Raw genomic sequence first — 16,824 nt, forward strand, 5'->3', positions numbered from 1 at the left:
ACGAAGTCCCACTATTCAACCTAATAAATGGAAAATATGAGGAAGTAGGAAAACTCCGTCATTCAGACTATCGTGTAATGATCCCCATTGGGCTAACAGTTGAGTCATTCTCTCCATTTTCATCATTTTCTAAAAACTTACCCCAAGTAAAACCACTGGTTGGGCAATATAGTTTTGTTTCGATTTCCATTGATGACCTTTTTGTTCTAAGACGTATGTTGCCTACTCCTGGAGTATTTGCACATTATATGGAAGTGCGACAAGCAATTGCAGGCATTAAACAAGGACTTCTTTTCGATGAATTCGATCATCTAGGAGCTTACCTAACTAAAAATCGCTTTGATCAGGATATCATTGACCAGTCTAAGGACGAAAATGCTAGTTTAGTAATATATAATGGGATGAGTGACGTTGTAGACAGCGCTTTCGCAAGTGAACAATGGGAAACAAGCTCAAAACCTACTCAAGAATTTCCTGAAGTGGTTTTAAAGGTACTTTCAGCACTTGATATTTCTCGTGAACCAGGATGGCTCTCTGTCGATAGCCTAATTCGAGATTTTGGTGAGGAAGCACGTAATAACTTTGCAAAATACCTTACTGATCTAGACAAAACTATCGAACAGCATCCAGCTCGCTATTTCGCATTTGGTGGGGAAGCTAATCCAATTCTTGTCTGGATGCAAAACTCAAAATATGAAGTTGAATGGGAGAAGGTAAACCATAAAGCAAGTGTTGTTGCTATATCGATTAAAGTAGAAAACCTAATAGGGGTACTACTTAAAGTTGGTAAACGAGGTGTTTATGAAGCGGCACAACCTCTAAAAATTAATGTTCCAGTGGAGCAGACTAAAGAAAATATGCTCATATTTGAAGATGCGAAACGGATGAATCAGCAAATAAAATCTAGAGCCGATCATGCCGTTAAGGGAAAGTTAGAGCCAAAGCAAAAACGAAAAGTCGGCCGTAATGCTTCATGTCCTTGCGGAAGTGGAAAAAAGTATAAAAGATGTCATGGCCTTTAGGTATTAACAATTTTCTGATTAGAAATTTACGCTAAAAAATATTTCATAATAGAAACTTAAAGAAGAATTATTACAATGAATAAATATTATTCGACTCTAAAATAAACGTTGCTATAGCAATCAAGCACAAAAAAGCAGACATCCTAGAATATCTGCTTTTTTTATTTCTATATTATGCTTCAAACAATTATTAAGCTTGAGGTTTGATCAAGTACTTCTCACCAGTCGCCTGTTTGCCATAAGCGGCGATTGATTTCAATTGTAGTGCTTCCTCTAGCGTCACTTCATGCGTATAGCTGCTCGCAAAGGTGGTGGTGATTTCTTCTGCCACGCGTTTGCGCATGGACTGAACCGTTTCACTACCAAGTTTGCCAAGTGCATTGAATAATAAGAAACCATTCACACCCCACGCAAAACCAAAGTTACGGTTTAAGGTGATTGGACCACGGTCTAAGGCGCCATAAATATAAGCTTGTTTAAAGGTATTTGAGCCATAGACGCTGTATTCTTCTACGTCACGAGTGATAGCGGCTTCCATACAGTTTAGAATATCGCTGGTGAGCTTACCGCCACCGATAGGGTCAAACGAAATCGTAGCGCCTGTTTCAGTAATCGCGGCGGTCAAATCAGCAAGGAACGTCTCGCTGCTTGAGTTCACCACATACTTTGCGCCCATATCGCGCAATAGCTTTTCTTGCGAGTCTTTACGTACGATATTCACCAAATCAACACCGTCTGCCATACAGATACGGTTTAGCATTTGACCAAGGCTAGAAGCGGCTGCTGCATGTACGATGGCTTTGTGGCCTTCAGCGCGCATGGTTTCGACCATTGCCAGTGAGGTGAGCGGGTTTACAAAAGACGATGCGGCCTCGGTAGCTGTCGTGCCGTCTTTCATTTCTATGCAGCTCCTTACATTGACACAGTGGTATTGACGATATGTACCGCCACCAATCACCGCAACCATTTTGCCCATGAGTGCTTGAGCGGCTTCTGATGAGCCTGCTGCGACGACTGTACCAGCGCCTTCGTTACCGACTGGCGTATCTTTATTTACCCGCGTTTTGAGTGATGGCATGAATTTCGCAGGCACATCAGCGGTAATGATCGGGCTGTCATCAGTGCCTGATTGTACAGCGGTTGACATATCAGCGGCGCTGAACATCACACCAAAATCAGAAGGGTTCAATGGCATGGCTTCCATGCGAACGACAACTTCGTCAGCACCGGGTTGCGGCATCTCGATGTCTTTTAAAGACAGGGTTAATTTGTTGTCATCACTGATGGTTGAAACCAGTTGTTTGTTTTTATCGGTCATAAGATTTGCTCCTGCAAATAGTTAGATTTTTTAGACCAATCCCTTTACGGTATTGGCCGTTCTTTAGGTTATTGAGCTTTAGTAATTTTCTTAATGTGGCTCATTTTTAGTAGCCACACTGTCATATGTTATTTAGCGTTTGCGGCTTGGATTAGAGCTTTAACGTGTTGCATAAACTCAGGCATGTTTGCTTGACTGTCTGCCTGAACACTTTTTGCAATGTCGGTTTCACTCATGGCTTTGTTCCATTCTTTCATGCCGTCCACCTCTGCCAGTACATCCCACTCAAGCTGAGTCGCTCCAAAAGCGTTGACAATAGTGTTGACGTGATGCACATAGATGTCAGCCATGGTGAATTGCTCGCCTGCAATCCAAGGCGAAAATTGACATAAGCGATTCATAGCAATAATACCGCGGCCCAATACTTGACGGACTTCCTCTTTGACTGCGTTAGGTGCTTGAGTACCAGAAAATACATATGGAATCAGTCGACGGCTTGGTAGCTCAAAATACAGCTCTGCTATTTTCATAATCTGACGTACAGTCGCGCGTTCTGCTGTATCGGCAGGATATAGCGGCTTTTCTGGATACGTTTCTTCAAGGAAGTCACAAATTACGTTAGATTCTGACAGATTAAAACCGTCAGGCATGGTGATCGCAGGTACTTTACCCACTGGACTGACGGTCAGTAGATCATCGCTACCAGCGTACAAAAGGTCCTCTTGGAATGGGATACCCTTATATAAAAGAGCGTGTTTTACTATGTTGTAATAGTTGCTTGCAGCAAAGCCATGCAAAGTAATCATAAGTCATTCTTCCATTGTTGACGTAAAAGTTATTTTTAATCGTGTTTTCATTGCAACGTTTAAATTAAACACATTATTACTGGTTTTAATGTGGTGATATATAAGGAATAACGTGAATCACTATTGCTTTTAAGACAATAATAAAGCGAAAATGCTCACATATTCATCTAAATGGAGAGGTCAGTTGGATCAATTACGTGCCATCAATTATTTTAGCAAAGTCGTAGAAACGGGCAGTTTTACTAAGGCGGCAAGTGCATTCAAAGTGCCGCCACCCTCACTATCAAGACGAGTATCTGATTTAGAAAAGAGCTTGGGCGCGACATTATTAAAGCGCTCGACTCGAATCGTTAAATTGACAGAAGTAGGACAGGTCTATTACGACGATATGCAGCAAGTATTGGATCAGCTCGAACAAAGTAAAGAAACAGTACGCAGTTATCAAACGACGCCAATGGGGCGTTTACGCATCAGCTCTATGGTGGGTTTTGGTGAAAAAATACTGCTACCATTGCTGGATGAATTTGGTGAGTTGTATCAAGAGATTGTGCTAGATGTCAGTCTCAGTGATGAGCTATCAGCATTAGGACGTGACGATGTCGATATTGCGATTCGCGGTGGTTATGCGCCAAATGAGCGAGTGCTTGCCATTAGGCTCATGGATAATGGGTTTATACCGGTTGCGTCGCCCAGTTATTTAGAGATGCATGGCGCACCTAGTCATGTGATGGCATTAAAGGAACATAAAGGCCTGTATTTTAAAGCCCCAAACGGGCCAACGCCCTGGCTTTGCTATGTCGACGATCAGTGGCATGATGTCTCAGGACCTGCAGTCGCGATCTCAAACAATGGACCATGGCTAGCCAAAAAAGCTTGTGATGGTGAAGGGATTTTGATGTCCACTCGGTGGGCACTATCCTCATATCTTGAGTCAGGCGCATTGCAAGAAATCAAATTTGAGCATCCGTTAGCAATCACGCAGCACGCTGATATGGCCGTGTATCTGCTGTATCAAAAACAGCGCTATCTAGTACCAAAAGTGAAAGCCGCCGTCGATTTCTTGGTTGAGAGGATAAAAGTAGGAAATGAGCGTTGATGTAAGGGAAGTGTGCTAGTCAGCTTATTTGGGGTATGAGAGGTACTCAATGCAAATTAACTCCTTTTATGAGTACATTAAGTGACCTTTATAGTATGAGAATCATTACGTCTACATACACGTTCCGAAATCTGCATTGTGAGGTAATTTTGAAATTTAAAGATTTGATGGGTCTTCATTCAGATCAAGCAGGAAATATATATATTGACGAAATATCATGTGCTACAGTTTTTCCTAGTTTTCAAAAGTGGGTGAATACCTGCTATATAAAGTCTTGTGGCGTTTCTATAGATTCAGACTGGAAACTAATTAGGCATACAAAACAGACTGTAATGTATTGGGAGCATAATCGCACGTGGAAAAGAGCACCACTTTTTCTTGAGTTAGATTATAGGTTACATTTGATCGAAGGTCACTCCAGATTTGGATGTTTAAAAGGACTTGTAAGCAAAGGGCTAATTCCTAAAAATAAAACCCACAAGGTATGGTTAGCAAAAAATGTATAACTAACTCATTTACTTTATTGACCCTGTCCTAGATCATCCAGAATAGCGCACTCTGCATTATCATCGCCTGCGCAATGATCAAAAGAGTTCTGTAGCGAGTCGACCATGTCTTGCAATTGAGCGATTTTTTGGTTTAACGTTTCAATATGCTCTTGTGTCAGTTGCTTAACATCCGCGCTCTGACGATTGGCATTTTTACGCAGATACAGTAACTCTTTCATTTGCTTGGATGAGAATCCCAAGTCACGAGAGTGTCTTAAAAAGCATAAGTCGTCTATATCGTCTTCAGAATACAAACGATAACCTGAGTTCGAGCGATTTACGGTTTCTAGCAAGCCAATCTGCTCATAGTAGCGAATCATTTTGGTAGAGATACCTGATTGCTTTGATGCTTGACTAATATTCATATTTATCCTCCTAACTTAAAAAGGGACTCAAATAACAAAAGGGTTTAACCATTAAGGTTTAAACCCTATATGGATATCCTTTACGGTTCTATATTCACTCTGTAGCGGTTTAGTAGTTCGCTGACTATACTTTGAAGTACTTGAGGCGTAACGCATTACCTAATACAAAAACGGAAGATAGTGCCATTGCGCTTGCCGCAAAAATGGGTGAGAGCAGAATACCAAATGCGGGATACAAGACACCTGCGGCAATCGGAATCAAGGCGACATTATAAATAAATGCCCAAGCCAGATTTTGTCTGATATTACTGATAGTTGCTTTACTCAAGGCAATTGCAGTAGGCACACCTTGCAGACTACCTGACATTAGCACCACTTCAGCCGCCTCAATCGCCACGTCTGTGCCTGTACCAATGGCCAATCCAACATCGGATTGAGCCAATGCAGGGGCATCATTGATACCGTCACCAACAAATGCCACTCGCCCATATTGTTCTTGCAACTGGCGTACTGCATCCACTTTGCCTTCGGGTAATACTTCTGTCACTACCTGATCAATATTTAATTTTGCGGCAATAGCTTGGGCTGTGTGGTGATTATCACCTGTAATCATAGCCACTTTTAAGCCCAACTGATGTAGTGCGGCGATGGCGGCATGAGTCGTCTCTTTAATAGGGTCGGCAACGGCAATGATAGCGGCCAACTGCTGGTCAATAGATACATAGAGTGGGGTTTTGCCTTCTTGCCCCAAACGTAGCGCATCTTGTGCAAAAGGCGCGACATCAAGCCCTAATTGTTGCATATAACGATCTGCGCCAATGTGAATCACTTGGCCTGCCACGTTTGCTTGGATACCCAAACCTGTCATCGCTTCAAAGTCAGTGATAGGAAGCAGTTGAATATTCTGTTGTTCTGCGGCTTGTACAATGGCTAAGGCAATGGGATGTTCAGACTTTGCTTCAACCGATGCCACCACACGTAAGACCTGTTCTTTCTCAAACCCTTGTTGGACTTGGAAATCCGTTAGGGTAGGTTTGCCTTCAGTCAAGGTGCCCGTTTTATCAACGGCAACCACGCTCACATCCTGAAGCATTTGTAGCGCTTCACCTTTACGGAATAGCACACCCAATTCTGCGCCGCGACCCGTACCAACCATAATAGAGGTGGGGGTGGCCAATCCCATTGCACAAGGGCAGGCTACAATAAGCACGGCAACCGCATTGATTAAACCAAAGGTTAAGGCAGGCTCAGTACCAAAAATCAACCAAACTATAAAGGTTAATGCTGATAAAAACATCACCGCTGGTACAAACCACATGGTGACTTTATCCACCAATGCTTGAATCGGTAATTTAGAGCCTTGGGCTTGTTCTACCATACGAATGATTTGTGCCAACACAGAATCTTCACCAATCGCCGTTGCTCTAATATTCACGGTACCGTTTTGATTGATAGTACCGCCGACCACTTGATCGCCTGCTTGTTTTTTCACAGGAACAGGTTCACCCGTAATCATAGATTCGTCAATATAACTGTGACCGTCAACCACCTCGCCATCGATAGGCACACGCTCGCCTGGACGAATCTCAACGATCATTTGTGCAGTGACGTCTTCTACAGGGACTTCAATGACTTTGCCATCTTGCTGTACACGGGCGGTCTTTGCCTGCATGCCTACTAAATGCTGAATGGCCCCAGAAGTACGCCCTTTGGCCTTTGCTTCAAAATAGCGTCCTAATAAAATCAAGCTCACAATCATGGCAGCGGCTTCGTAATAAACGTGCACCGTGCCTTCAGGTAACGCTTGCGGGATAAAAGTCGCTATCAGAGAAAAGCCATACGCTGCGATAGTACCAATCGCCACTAGCGAATTCATATCTGGCGCAAAACGTAATAAGGCTGGCACGCCTTTTTGATAAAAGCGTCGGCCTGGAAAGAGGAGTACCAATGTGGTCAAAACAAACTGTATCCACCAACTTTGCTGAGTGCCGAGGTTATTCACCACCCACATATGAAAGGCGGGAATCATATGCGAGCCCATTGCGAGAATGAATACGGGCAGTGACAACAGCGCAGAAAGCCCTAAATCTCGTTTAAGCTGATTTTGCTCCGAGGCTTTCTTATCTTGTCGATTACTTTGGTCTTGTTCTACCAGTTTGGCCTCGTAGCCCGCTTTTTTAACGGCCTCAATCAATTCACTCGTTTGTATTTGCGCATCGCCTTTAATCCAAGCGCGTTCAGTTGCAAGGTTTACAGTAGCTTGTTGCACGCCAGCGACTTTGGCCAAGGATTTTTCTACTCGTCCAACGCAAGAGGCACAGCTCATGCCTTCTATGGATAGCTCGATAGGCTTGGTTTCAGTCACTTTATAGCCTGCACGCTCTACCGCTTTGTTTAACTGGGTAACATCTAAAGGCTGAGATGAGTAAACAGTCGCCTGTTCAGTGGTAAGGTTTACCTCGGCGTTTTCAACATGTTCAATATTTTTTAATTGTTTTTCAATACGTCCGACGCAAGACGCGCAACTCATGCCTTCAATGCTCAGTACTTCATGATAAGTAGGTGTTTTGGTGTTTTTTGTTTTCATAACAACCTCTGTCGTTTTTAATTCTGTTTTTAATCTAAAGTGACAGCATATAGGTTGACATCATGGTAAGGTCAAGCGTATTTCTTTAAATACTTTTAAACCCGTTTATAGTAGCGTCTTATATTTATCGTTGAATACAAAATAGCTCGATTATGGTTTATTGTTGAAGGTATGGCGGCATTAATTCTAAAATAGGGCAGGATAAATGACTGATAATAAGATAAACTGCCCAGCGAGCGCTGATAGGGTTCGATAACTCTCGATAGCTCTAGATCAATTCACTGTATTTGACTGCTAGCGAAGAAAATACCAATAATAAGAAATGCTGCTAGCAATGACAGAGTACAACGTCAACAGCAGGTGATATCAGCACCGTTAACATAAAACATTTATACAAGACCATTGATATTAAGGCACATCACTATGGAAGAAGTACCAAATACGATAGAACAAAGACCTGTATTCATGCCCAAAGTCAACAGTGACAATTTGGTAAAAACGGATATGGTTATGTTTGAGCGGCATGTGGGATTTGCGACCAGACAAAAGAAAAAATCCATCAATGACTTACAACAAGTCATTCGTAAAAAGTATGGGTTTAAGCATGTGTTAGAGCTGTCTAGCAAATCTGGTAATAAGCTGAGTTTTCCATTAAGCCCGTTTAGCTTAAAAATTACTGATGAGCATGATGACAATCCATATAGTGTCGAAAATGCTTTTCAAGCCAGTATGGTTTTTGAAGATGGTGGTCCTTACACGGATTTGCTGACTGCGCCGCCAAGACAAGCCCGAAAGGATGAGCGATTGATGACTTCGGGCGAGCTCATTGGCTACAATTACTTTGGAATGGAGTGGGGCGTAGAGCCGTTAACGACATTTTATGATTGGCTGTACGTGAATGCGCTCAAGCAAAATCCTCAGCTGCATGAAGAAGTGATTCAATATCAGGGCTTCACTGATATTACCTTTAATCCTAAAAAATCTATTCATAGCGCGGCGTATGCGTTAGCGTTATTTGTGGCGCTGCATAAACGAGAATTGCTCGATAATGTTGAAGACCCAATGGCATTCTATGACTTATGCAATAATTTTAAAATCAGCAATACTGAGCACCTATTAGAAGAAGGTTGGATCTAATCGTCAAATTAGATCGCTTAAGTTTGCTTGAACCGAAAGCTACGATACATAATGTGTCGTGGCTTTTTTATTTCTCTATATTTAGAGCTATATATTCTCATCCCAATACGGCGGCGTGCCATAGTAGTTGGTCATAAAGTCGATAAAGCATCTGACTTTGTGAGGTAGTAGTTTTCTATGGGCATAGACTGCATACAACCCCAAAGGGCTAGGTTCATATTCTGGCAACACTACCACCAACTTGCCCGTACTCAACGCTTCGCTAGCAATAAAAGTTGGCTGTAATATCAATCCTCCGCCTGCAATAGCTGCTTCAACGAGTACGTCACCATTATTACTATGGAAAACGCTACGTTCTTTGAATTGTTTGGTCTTTAGGTATTTGTAGATTTGACCCTTAGTTTCTACATTCATATAGCTATAATGCAAATAGCGATGCGACTCTAAATCCTCAAGTTGCTTAGGGGTGCCATGAGCTTTGAGGTACTCAGGCGAGGCGCATAGCACCACGCGAATCGGAGCAATCTGCTTGGCGATAAGCGATGAGCTTTGGAGCTGTCCGATACGCAGGGCAATATCAAACCCTTCTTCAACGATATCTACTTTTCGATCACTCAACTGCAGATCAACGGTAACTGACGGATAGCGCTCCTGAAAATCAGTGATGAGTTTTGCCATATGCTTTAAGGCAAAGGAGACGGGCGCACTGATGCGCAGGACGCCTTTGGGATGCTGCTGTAAGCCGCCTAACTGCGATGCCATCTCATCAATACTCAATAAAATCTGCTGCGCATGCGTAAAATATTGACTGCCAGCTTCTGTCAGGCTGACTTTGCGTGTAGTACGGTTGAGCAGGCGAGTATGTAGTTCCTCCTCTAGCTTTGCTACATACTTGCTTACTAGCTGCGGCGAGAGCTGCATCGTAATTGCCGCCTTACTAAAGCTGCCTTCTGTCACTACCGCGACAAAAGCACGCATGGCATCGATTCTATCCATATCTGTCCCTATAATTCTCTCGATATCAAATCCATTATAAACAGTATGTTGATAATTATTCAATATAACTGATCTTACTCTTTTATAGCGTTGATAGTAAAGTGTGCCTATATCATTTTCGACACTATTTATTCTAATCATACGTTATGGAGTGAGCATCAATGAAATCATCACTATTAAATACTATTTTGACATCAAAAGCTGGAGCAGCGGCCTTAGTTCTTCGTGTACCCGTTGGCCTAATTTTAGCAGCCCATGGCGCCCAAAAATTATTTGGTTGGTTCGGTGGTAACGGACTGGCAGGTACGGCTCAATGGTTAAGCAGTATGGGTATGGAGCCTGGCTACCTGATGGCAATACTCGCAGGCGGTGCTGAGTTCTTCGGTGGTCTGGCTATGGTATTAGGTTTGCTAACCAGACCGGCCGCTTTAGCCGCAGCTTTTACCATGTTGGTGGCTATTTTTTCTGTCCATATCAGTAATGGGCTGTTCGCTGATAATGGTGGTTATGAATACGCGCTAACATTGATGGTGGCTTCGCTTGCTCTAGCCATCCAAGGTGGCGGTTCCTTCAGTATGGATAAGGTATTGTCAGAAAAATTAGGATAGGTTTTATAGTTGTAAATAGCTTTATTCAATTTTCGTGAATAAAGCTGTTTAATTAGAGCCATTTAAGAAAAGCAACAAGGGGAAAGCCATGATAACACTTCTATCTAATGAGTCAGTTAGCCAGCCTGTATTGTTTATACCGCATGGTGCAGGGCCGTGCTTTTTCATGGATTGGCAACCAGCGGATACGTGGTATGAGATGGCAACGTTTTTAAAGAGCATTTCTGCTCGTTTGCCTGAGCGACCAAAGGCTATCTTAATCATTAGTGCGCATTGGCAGACAGCTGAATTTAGTATCACCGCTAGTAAGCAACCTGATCTCATTTATGATTATTATGGCTTTCCTGAACATACTTACAGTTTGACTTATCCAGCCTCAGGCGCACCAGCATTGGCGGAGAAAGTCAGTAGTCTACTGACAGAGGCAGGGGTAAGCAATAAACAAGATGCGGAGCGTGGGTTTGATCACGGGGTATTTATACCGCTCAAGCTAATGTTCCCTGAGGCGGATATTCCAGTGGTCCAACTATCCCTGCGTCATGATTTAGACCCACAAGCGCATTTGGCTGCTGGTCAGGCATTGGCGTCATTGCGTACAGAGGGTGTGCTAATCATCGGTAGCGGCATGAGCTTTCATAATATGCGCGGTTATGGCGATACCAGTTTTACTGAACCGTCAGAGCGTTTTGATGAATGGCTAACGAACACTGTAGAATCAGCAGATTCGAATAAACGACTCACGGCCTTGGCTAATTGGAAAAATGCTCCTCATGCGCTTGACTCACATCCGTTAGGGGCAGAAGAGCATTTGTTACCGCTTATGATAGCGGTGGGTGCAGCAGGACGTGATAAAGGCCAAAAGACTTACTCCCAGCAAGTGCTAAAAACGCAATTGTCAGCTTTTCAGTTTGGGTAAGTATTTTGAAAATCATAGATCACGGTGTTTCAGCGTAATTGTCAAAAATAAAACATCCTTTGAATCTCAGAATCAAAGGATGTCTTAGATTAATACAGCAATTATTAATGGCATATCAAATTAGAGATAACGTCGCTTATTATTCGTAGTTTGCCACCACATTATTTCCATCAAGTTTGAATTTATAAGTATTGAGCACAATACTCTCATCATCTAAACACTGGCCAGTAGCTAGGTTAAAGCGTTGTTTATAGATGGGCGAGGCCACATAAAGCACTTCTTTTGCTGTTCCTGTATCATCTGTAATCGTGGTTCCACCAATCAACCCCCGTGACAGTACATTGGCTTGACTGAATGGATCGTAGTTATCAAGAGCAAATAAATCGTTCTCTTTGGTACGAAAGATAGCAATTTGTTTGCCATCTATCAGGGCGCAGACACCGGTTTCAGGAATGATATCGTCAAGTGTACAAATAGTCTGTTGGTTCATGAGGCGGTATCCTTAGTGATGATAATATTGCTCTGTATGAATGATAAATCGTGAGTGATAAGCTGCAATTTGCAAAACATGATTTGAGAAAAATGAGTCGTAAAACTTGAGTCTAAAAACATGAGTGGAAAAAACAGCACCTTGCTTGTTGTGATAACAAACAAGGCACTCATCATTGGCTAGGCCAATTCAACCAGGTTGATGGTTGCTTTTTCCGCATCAGTCGCTGGGCGAATCTGCTCACGATCAGTCACGAAAACGACATTATCATCGCCTTTCTCACTGTTTACAAAATGACGGAAACGTTTGAGTTTTTCGGTGTCATTAATCGTCGCTGCCCACTCACACACGTAATTGTCGACCAATAATTGCATTTGTGCTTCGAGCTCATCTGCTATGCCCAAACTGTCTTCGATAATGACGGCTTTTAGATAATCAAGCCCGCCATCTAAGCTTTCACGCCACTTTGAGGTGCGCTGTAGCTTGTCCGCTGTTTTGATATAGAACATAATGATGCGGTCGATGTATTTGACCATGGTTTCGGTATCCAGATCGGTGGCGAACAGCTCACCATGACGCGGGGTAATACCGCCATTACCACAGACAAATAAATTCCAGCCGTTTTCAGTCGCAATCATGCCAAAGTCTTTACTTTGCGCCTCAGCACATTCGCGCATACAGCCTGACACACCCATCTTGATTTTGTGCGGCGAGCGCACGCCTTTGTAACGATCTTCTAATCTCAAGGCGAGGCCAATGCTGTCATCGACGCCGTAGCGGCACCAGTTATTACCGATACAAGATTTCACGGTACGTAAAGATTTACCATAGGCATGGCCAGTCTCAAAGCCTGCTTGCACCAGTTGCGTCCAAATATCAGGCAATTGCTCCATGCGTGCGCCAAACAGATCGACCCGCATCCCACCAGTGATTTTAGTGTATAAATTAAACTGCTTCGCCACTTGACCCAGTACGATGAGCTTGTCTGCAGTAATTTCACCGCCCGGCACACGCGGTACGACGGAATAAGTGCCGTCTTTTTGGATGTTACCTAAGTAGTAATCGTTACTGTCCTGTAGTGGTGTCAGCTCAGTCTTGAGTACGTAGTCATTCCAGCACGATGCCAAAATAGAGGCGACCGTTGGTTTACATATCTCACAACCATGACCGCTACCATGTTCAGTTAGTAATTCATCAAAGGTTTTGATACCGTGCACGCGAATCAAGCTATATAAATCTTGACGAGAGTAAGCAAAGTGCTCACACAAGTCATTGTTTACTTCAAAGCCCATGGCGGTGAGTTGATAGCTGACCGTATCTTTGACCATAGGGGCACAGCCGCCACAGCCACTACCAGCACTGGTCATGGTTTTTACATCGCTGACGGAGTATGCGCCGTTTTCGACGGCTGAGCAGATAGCACCTTTGGTCACGTTATAACAAGAACAAATCGTGGCGGTATCTGGCAGATTGTCGATGCCCATCACGGGTTTTTCGACATTGGGTAATATCAGGCTTTCTGGGTGTGCGGGTAGGTCAATGTCATTTAAATATAATTGCAATAGGTTGTTATAGTCTTCGGTGTCGCCTACCAATACAGCGCCAAGCAATCGTTTGTTATCTGGTGTGGTGACCAGTTTTTTATAAATTCCCTCAGCAGGGTTCTGATACAGGTAGCTTAAGCTGCCTTCACTTGAGCCATGTGCGTCGCCAATACTACCTACATCCACACCCATCAGTTTTAACTTGGTGCTCATGTCAGCACCCGTAAATATCTGTTTGCTATCACCAGCGATTTGCGCGGCACAGATACTGGCCATGTTGTAACCGGGAGCTACCAGACCAAATACTTTATTGTCCCATACTGCGCATTCGCCTACGGCATAAACATGATCTACATTGGTGCGACATTGCTCATTGATCAAGATGCCACCACGCCCGCCCATTTCGATACCGCATTCGGGATTGTTTTTAATGAGACCGTCTTGCGGTCTAATACCAGCGCTAAACACAATCATATCGGTCGTTAGAGAGGTGCCATCTGTAAACTGCATGGTTAAATGTTGACCATCACTGCTAGTGTCATCAGAGTCGCGTGCAGTATTAGACAGAATCTCTTTGGTGTTTTTGCCTGTCAGTACTTTGACACCCAGTGCTTCTATTTTACGCTTTAAGATCTCACCACCAGCGGCATCAAGCTGAACGCCCATCAATTGCGGTGCGAACTCGACCACATAGGTATCAAGCCCTAGCGTCACGAGCGCTTTTGCGGCCTCAAGCCCCAGTAAGCCACCACCAACCACCACGCCTTTTTTGACAGTGGGTAGCTCAGCAATCGCTAGAATCTCATCTAAATCTGCAATGGTACGGTATACGTGGCAGTGCGGATGCTCGCGGCCTGGGATGGGCGGCACAAAAGGATATGAGCCCGTCGCTAGCACCAATTCAGAGTATTCAATAATCTCGCCTGCCTCAGTAGTAATACGCTGACTGGCAGAATCGATATCTACAATGCATTGATTCAAATGCAAATTAACTTTTGATAATTCGTAAGCCGTTAAATCTACTAGGTTCAGCTTACTGGCATCTTTATGTTCAAAGTAGCTCGACAAATAAACACGGTCATAAGCAGGGCGGTCTTCTTCAGCAAATACATGAATATCAAATTGCTGGTGCAGTCCTTGCTCAATTGCTCGTTCAATAAAGTGATGACCGACCATACCGTTGCCAATCACCACCAAATTGCCTTTGTTTTCTGTGTTCAATGCAGTGCTAATCATGCGTCTGTCCTTAGTAATGGGGCTGGTTGAATACGGACATCGTTTATTTTTTATCACGCTATAAACGGCTCCGTCTCTCAACAACAGCTGATAAACAGCATTTAATACCTACTATTACAGAGCATTCAATAATCATGCCAGAGCACTTCGATTAGCTAGGTTTTTGCGCGTTGCTATTAGGCATAAAGGTATGCCGTATCGAGACCAGTCGCTTATATACTAAGGTTTTTATGTCAGCATGATTAGCGTTGCTATTTGCCAAAAATCAGGGTGAGCACGATTGTTAATGACAGCGATATCAAAAATTAATGCACCAAAATAGTTACTGCTGTGCCCCAAGTTGGATGTTATTGCTGTTTATAAGGGAGGCTGATGGAGTGTTTTAAATCTGCTTTATTAATGCTTTATTAGCATAAGTGTCAGGTGTGGTGATGGTTATAGACCCACCAGTAAAGGCGCTTGGATAATTAACGAGTGCTGATCTTTATATGGATCTGGCAGCGTACACAAATAACTGGCATAACCATTGCACTGCTTGAAACATTGCTACTTATCATATTTGAATACTGCATTTTTTGAACACTTAGTACCTTTAGTACGTTGTCAGAACCCTGAAGTTAATCATTTGAGGAAGTTGCCTATGTCATCATCAGCCCCCGTTGCATCTAGTAAAGACAAGCTTAATGTTTTGTCATTTACGGGTAAAAATAAAATCCTTCATTTAGGTTGGATGGCATTTTTCCTTACCTTTTTTGTATGGTTTAACCATGCACCATTTTTATCAGCGATTGGAGAAACGCTCAATCTGAGTAAAGACCAAGTCAAAACACTACTCATTTTAAACGTGGCATTGACTATTCCGGCCCGCGTGATTATCGGGATGCTGACAGACCGTTTTGGCCCTCGTATTGTTTATACTGCCATTTTAGCCATTGGTGCTATTCCTTGTTTTACCTTTGCGTTCGCGCAGGATTACAACACCTTGGCACTGTCTCGGTTTTTACTGGGTTTTGTGGGTGCAGGCTTTGTGGTGGGTATCCGTTTGATGAGTGATTGGTTTCCAACCAATGAATTAGGGACGGCTGAGGGTATTTATGGGGGGTGGGGTAATTTCGGCTCAGCAGCAGCGGCATTGTTATTGCCGACTATCGCGATTGGTGCCGCAGCAGTGTTCGGTGGTGATGAAGGGTGGCGTTATGCAACAGCCACGTCAGGGGTAGTGATGGCGATTTATAGCATCATTTTTTATAAGATGGCGCGTAATACACCCAAAGGGGCTACTTATTTTAAACCCAAAAAATCAGGTGCCATGATGGTGACGTCATCAGGTGATTTTTGGTTAATGATGGTTTTTAAACTGCCTATGTATTTGGCATTGGCCCTATTGGCGTGGAAACTATCACCTGATGGTGTGAGCTTGCTGAGCCAGTCTAGTGTCACCATGGTCTATATCGGCCTTGCGATACTGTATGTTTACGAGTTTATTAGTAGCTACCGCTTTAATAAAGAGGTTTTCACCACGCCTGTACCAGTGGCGCATCGTTATGATTTTAAGCAAGTAGGTATTTTAAATATTTTGTATTTTGCTACGTTCGGCTCAGAGCTTGCCGTCGTGTCGATGCTTCCTTTGTTTTACCAAGAAACTTTTAGTTTATCGATTGTAATGGCAGGGGTATTGGCATCGAGCTATGCCTTTATGAATCTCATGTCACGCCCAGGTGGCGGTTGGCTCAGTGATAAGTTTGGTCGCAAAATTACTTTGTTGATTTTGACAGCTGGTTTGGCCATCGGGTATCTATTAATGGGCTTCCTTGACTCAACGTGGCCACTGGCATTAGCATTGTTAATCACAATGTTTTGCTCATTCTTTGTACAAGCAGGTGAGGGTGCTGTTTTTGCAGTGCTTCCTCTGATCAAACGCAGTATGACAGGGCAGTTTGCAGGGATGACAGGCGCGTATGGCAATGTTGGATCAGTGGTGTATTTAACGGTGTTGAGCCTGGTGTCTTATCAAGTGTTTTTCTTTGTAATTGCCGCGACAGCAGTGGTTGGATTCTTTGCATTGTTTCTCTTAAAAGAGCCAGAAGGCATCATTATTGAAGAGATGCCAGATGGCACATTTGCCGAAATACAAGTGAGTCATAGATAGTACGGG

General features: G+C 43.3%; 13 protein-coding genes. 6 read left to right on the forward strand and 7 right to left on the reverse strand.

Annotated features, from left to right (window positions below; translation table 11 throughout):
• The coding region (locus CXF62_RS09490) for an SEC-C metal-binding domain-containing protein (RefSeq protein WP_185156631.1) at positions 1 to 1,022 on the forward strand (1,022 nt) is incomplete at its 5' end.
• Between the two features lie 190 nt (positions 1,023 to 1,212).
• Here the strand turns inward: CXF62_RS09490 and CXF62_RS09495 are convergent.
• Together CXF62_RS09495 and CXF62_RS09500 are read right to left on the reverse strand one after the other, a co-directional pair.
• The gene (locus CXF62_RS09495) at positions 1,213 to 2,340 is read right to left on the reverse strand and encodes a zinc-binding dehydrogenase (RefSeq protein WP_102094127.1); all 1,128 of its coding nucleotides are present in this window, start codon (positions 2,338 to 2,340) and stop codon (positions 1,213 to 1,215) included.
• Positions 2,341 to 2,468: 128 nt separating this feature from the next.
• Positions 2,469 to 3,146: a glutathione S-transferase family protein gene (locus CXF62_RS09500; protein ID WP_102094128.1), complete on the reverse strand. Its 678-nt coding sequence runs from the start codon at positions 3,144 to 3,146 to the stop codon at positions 2,469 to 2,471.
• Between the two features lie 184 nt (positions 3,147 to 3,330).
• Here CXF62_RS09500 and CXF62_RS09505 point away from each other — a divergent pair, with 184 nt between their 5' ends.
• Positions 3,331 to 4,242: a LysR family transcriptional regulator gene (locus tag CXF62_RS09505; protein WP_102094130.1), complete on the forward strand. Its 912-nt coding sequence runs from the start codon at positions 3,331 to 3,333 to the stop codon at positions 4,240 to 4,242.
• 520 nt (positions 4,243 to 4,762) lie between these two features.
• Here CXF62_RS09505 and cueR read toward each other — a convergent pair.
• Complete coding sequence (gene cueR / locus CXF62_RS09515; protein ID WP_102094133.1) at positions 4,763 to 5,155, reverse strand: Cu(I)-responsive transcriptional regulator; 393 nt, start codon at positions 5,153 to 5,155, stop codon at positions 4,763 to 4,765.
• A gap of 124 nt (positions 5,156 to 5,279) precedes the next feature.
• Positions 5,280 to 7,742, reverse strand: a complete 2,463-nt coding sequence (locus CXF62_RS09520) for a heavy metal translocating P-type ATPase (protein ID WP_102094135.1) — start codon at positions 7,740 to 7,742, stop codon at positions 5,280 to 5,282.
• Between the two features lie 423 nt (positions 7,743 to 8,165).
• Between CXF62_RS09520 and CXF62_RS09525 the strand changes: the two genes are divergently transcribed.
• Positions 8,166 to 8,879: a DarT1-associated NADAR antitoxin family protein gene (locus tag CXF62_RS09525; protein ID WP_101204533.1), complete on the forward strand. Its 714-nt coding sequence runs from the start codon at positions 8,166 to 8,168 to the stop codon at positions 8,877 to 8,879.
• A gap of 87 nt (positions 8,880 to 8,966) precedes the next feature.
• On the opposite strand, the gene CXF62_RS09530 is transcribed toward CXF62_RS09525, so the two are convergent.
• The gene (locus CXF62_RS09530; protein WP_101204534.1) at positions 8,967 to 9,875 is read right to left on the reverse strand and encodes a LysR family transcriptional regulator; all 909 of its coding nucleotides are present in this window, start codon (positions 9,873 to 9,875) and stop codon (positions 8,967 to 8,969) included.
• Positions 9,876 to 10,036: 161 nt separating this feature from the next.
• On the opposite strand from CXF62_RS09530, the gene CXF62_RS09535 reads away from it, so the two are divergent.
• On the forward strand, positions 10,037 to 10,483 hold the full coding sequence (locus tag CXF62_RS09535; RefSeq protein WP_101204535.1) for a DoxX family protein: 447 nt from the start codon (positions 10,037 to 10,039) through the stop codon (positions 10,481 to 10,483).
• Between the two features lie 88 nt (positions 10,484 to 10,571).
• Positions 10,572 to 11,399 carry a DODA-type extradiol aromatic ring-opening family dioxygenase gene (locus CXF62_RS09540; RefSeq protein ID WP_101204536.1) on the forward strand — a complete coding sequence of 276 codons (828 nt, stop codon included), beginning with the start codon at positions 10,572 to 10,574 and terminating at the stop codon, positions 11,397 to 11,399.
• Between the two features lie 139 nt (positions 11,400 to 11,538).
• On the opposite strand, the gene nirD is transcribed toward CXF62_RS09540, so the two are convergent.
• Together nirD and nirB are read right to left on the reverse strand one after the other, a co-directional pair.
• Complete coding sequence (nirD, locus tag CXF62_RS09545) at positions 11,539 to 11,889, reverse strand: nitrite reductase small subunit NirD (RefSeq protein WP_101204537.1); 351 nt, start codon at positions 11,887 to 11,889, stop codon at positions 11,539 to 11,541.
• Between the two features lie 179 nt (positions 11,890 to 12,068).
• A complete protein-coding gene (nirB, locus tag CXF62_RS09550; protein WP_102094136.1) occupies positions 12,069 to 14,669 on the reverse strand; it encodes a nitrite reductase large subunit NirB in 2,601 nt (866 codons plus the stop codon).
• Between the two features lie 640 nt (positions 14,670 to 15,309).
• On the opposite strand from nirB, the gene CXF62_RS09555 reads away from it, so the two are divergent.
• The gene (locus CXF62_RS09555) at positions 15,310 to 16,818 is read left to right on the forward strand and encodes a NarK family nitrate/nitrite MFS transporter (protein ID WP_102094138.1); all 1,509 of its coding nucleotides are present in this window, start codon (positions 15,310 to 15,312) and stop codon (positions 16,816 to 16,818) included.
• Positions 16,819 to 16,824: the final 6 nt, after the last annotated feature.

Source organism: Psychrobacter sp. MES7-P7E (assembly GCF_002863645.1).
GTDB lineage: Bacteria > Pseudomonadota > Gammaproteobacteria > Pseudomonadales > Moraxellaceae > Psychrobacter.

Excerpts from the sequence above, each read along its gene's own strand:
- CXF62_RS09530 (WP_101204534.1), bottom strand. The coding sequence starts at position 9,875 with ATGGATAGAATCGATGCCATGCGTGCTTTTGTCGCGGTAGTGACAGAA.
- CXF62_RS09525 (WP_101204533.1), top strand. The coding sequence starts at position 8,166 with ATGGAAGAAGTACCAAATACGATAGAACAAAGACCTGTATTCATGCCC.
- cueR (WP_102094133.1), bottom strand. The coding sequence starts at position 5,155 with ATGAATATTAGTCAAGCATCAAAGCAATCAGGTATCTCTACCAAAATG.
- CXF62_RS09520 (WP_102094135.1), bottom strand. The coding sequence starts at position 7,742 with ATGAAAACAAAAAACACCAAAACACCTACTTATCATGAAGTACTGAGC.
- nirB (WP_102094136.1), bottom strand. The coding sequence starts at position 14,669 with ATGATTAGCACTGCATTGAACACAGAAAACAAAGGCAATTTGGTGGTG.
- CXF62_RS09495 (WP_102094127.1), bottom strand. The coding sequence starts at position 2,340 with ATGACCGATAAAAACAAACAACTGGTTTCAACCATCAGTGATGACAAC.
- CXF62_RS09535 (WP_101204535.1), top strand. The coding sequence starts at position 10,037 with ATGAAATCATCACTATTAAATACTATTTTGACATCAAAAGCTGGAGCA.
- CXF62_RS09540 (WP_101204536.1), top strand. The coding sequence starts at position 10,572 with ATGATAACACTTCTATCTAATGAGTCAGTTAGCCAGCCTGTATTGTTT.
- CXF62_RS09500 (WP_102094128.1), bottom strand. The coding sequence starts at position 3,146 with ATGATTACTTTGCATGGCTTTGCTGCAAGCAACTATTACAACATAGTA.
- CXF62_RS09555 (WP_102094138.1), top strand. The coding sequence starts at position 15,310 with ATGTCATCATCAGCCCCCGTTGCATCTAGTAAAGACAAGCTTAATGTT.
- nirD (WP_101204537.1), bottom strand. The coding sequence starts at position 11,889 with ATGAACCAACAGACTATTTGTACACTTGACGATATCATTCCTGAAACC.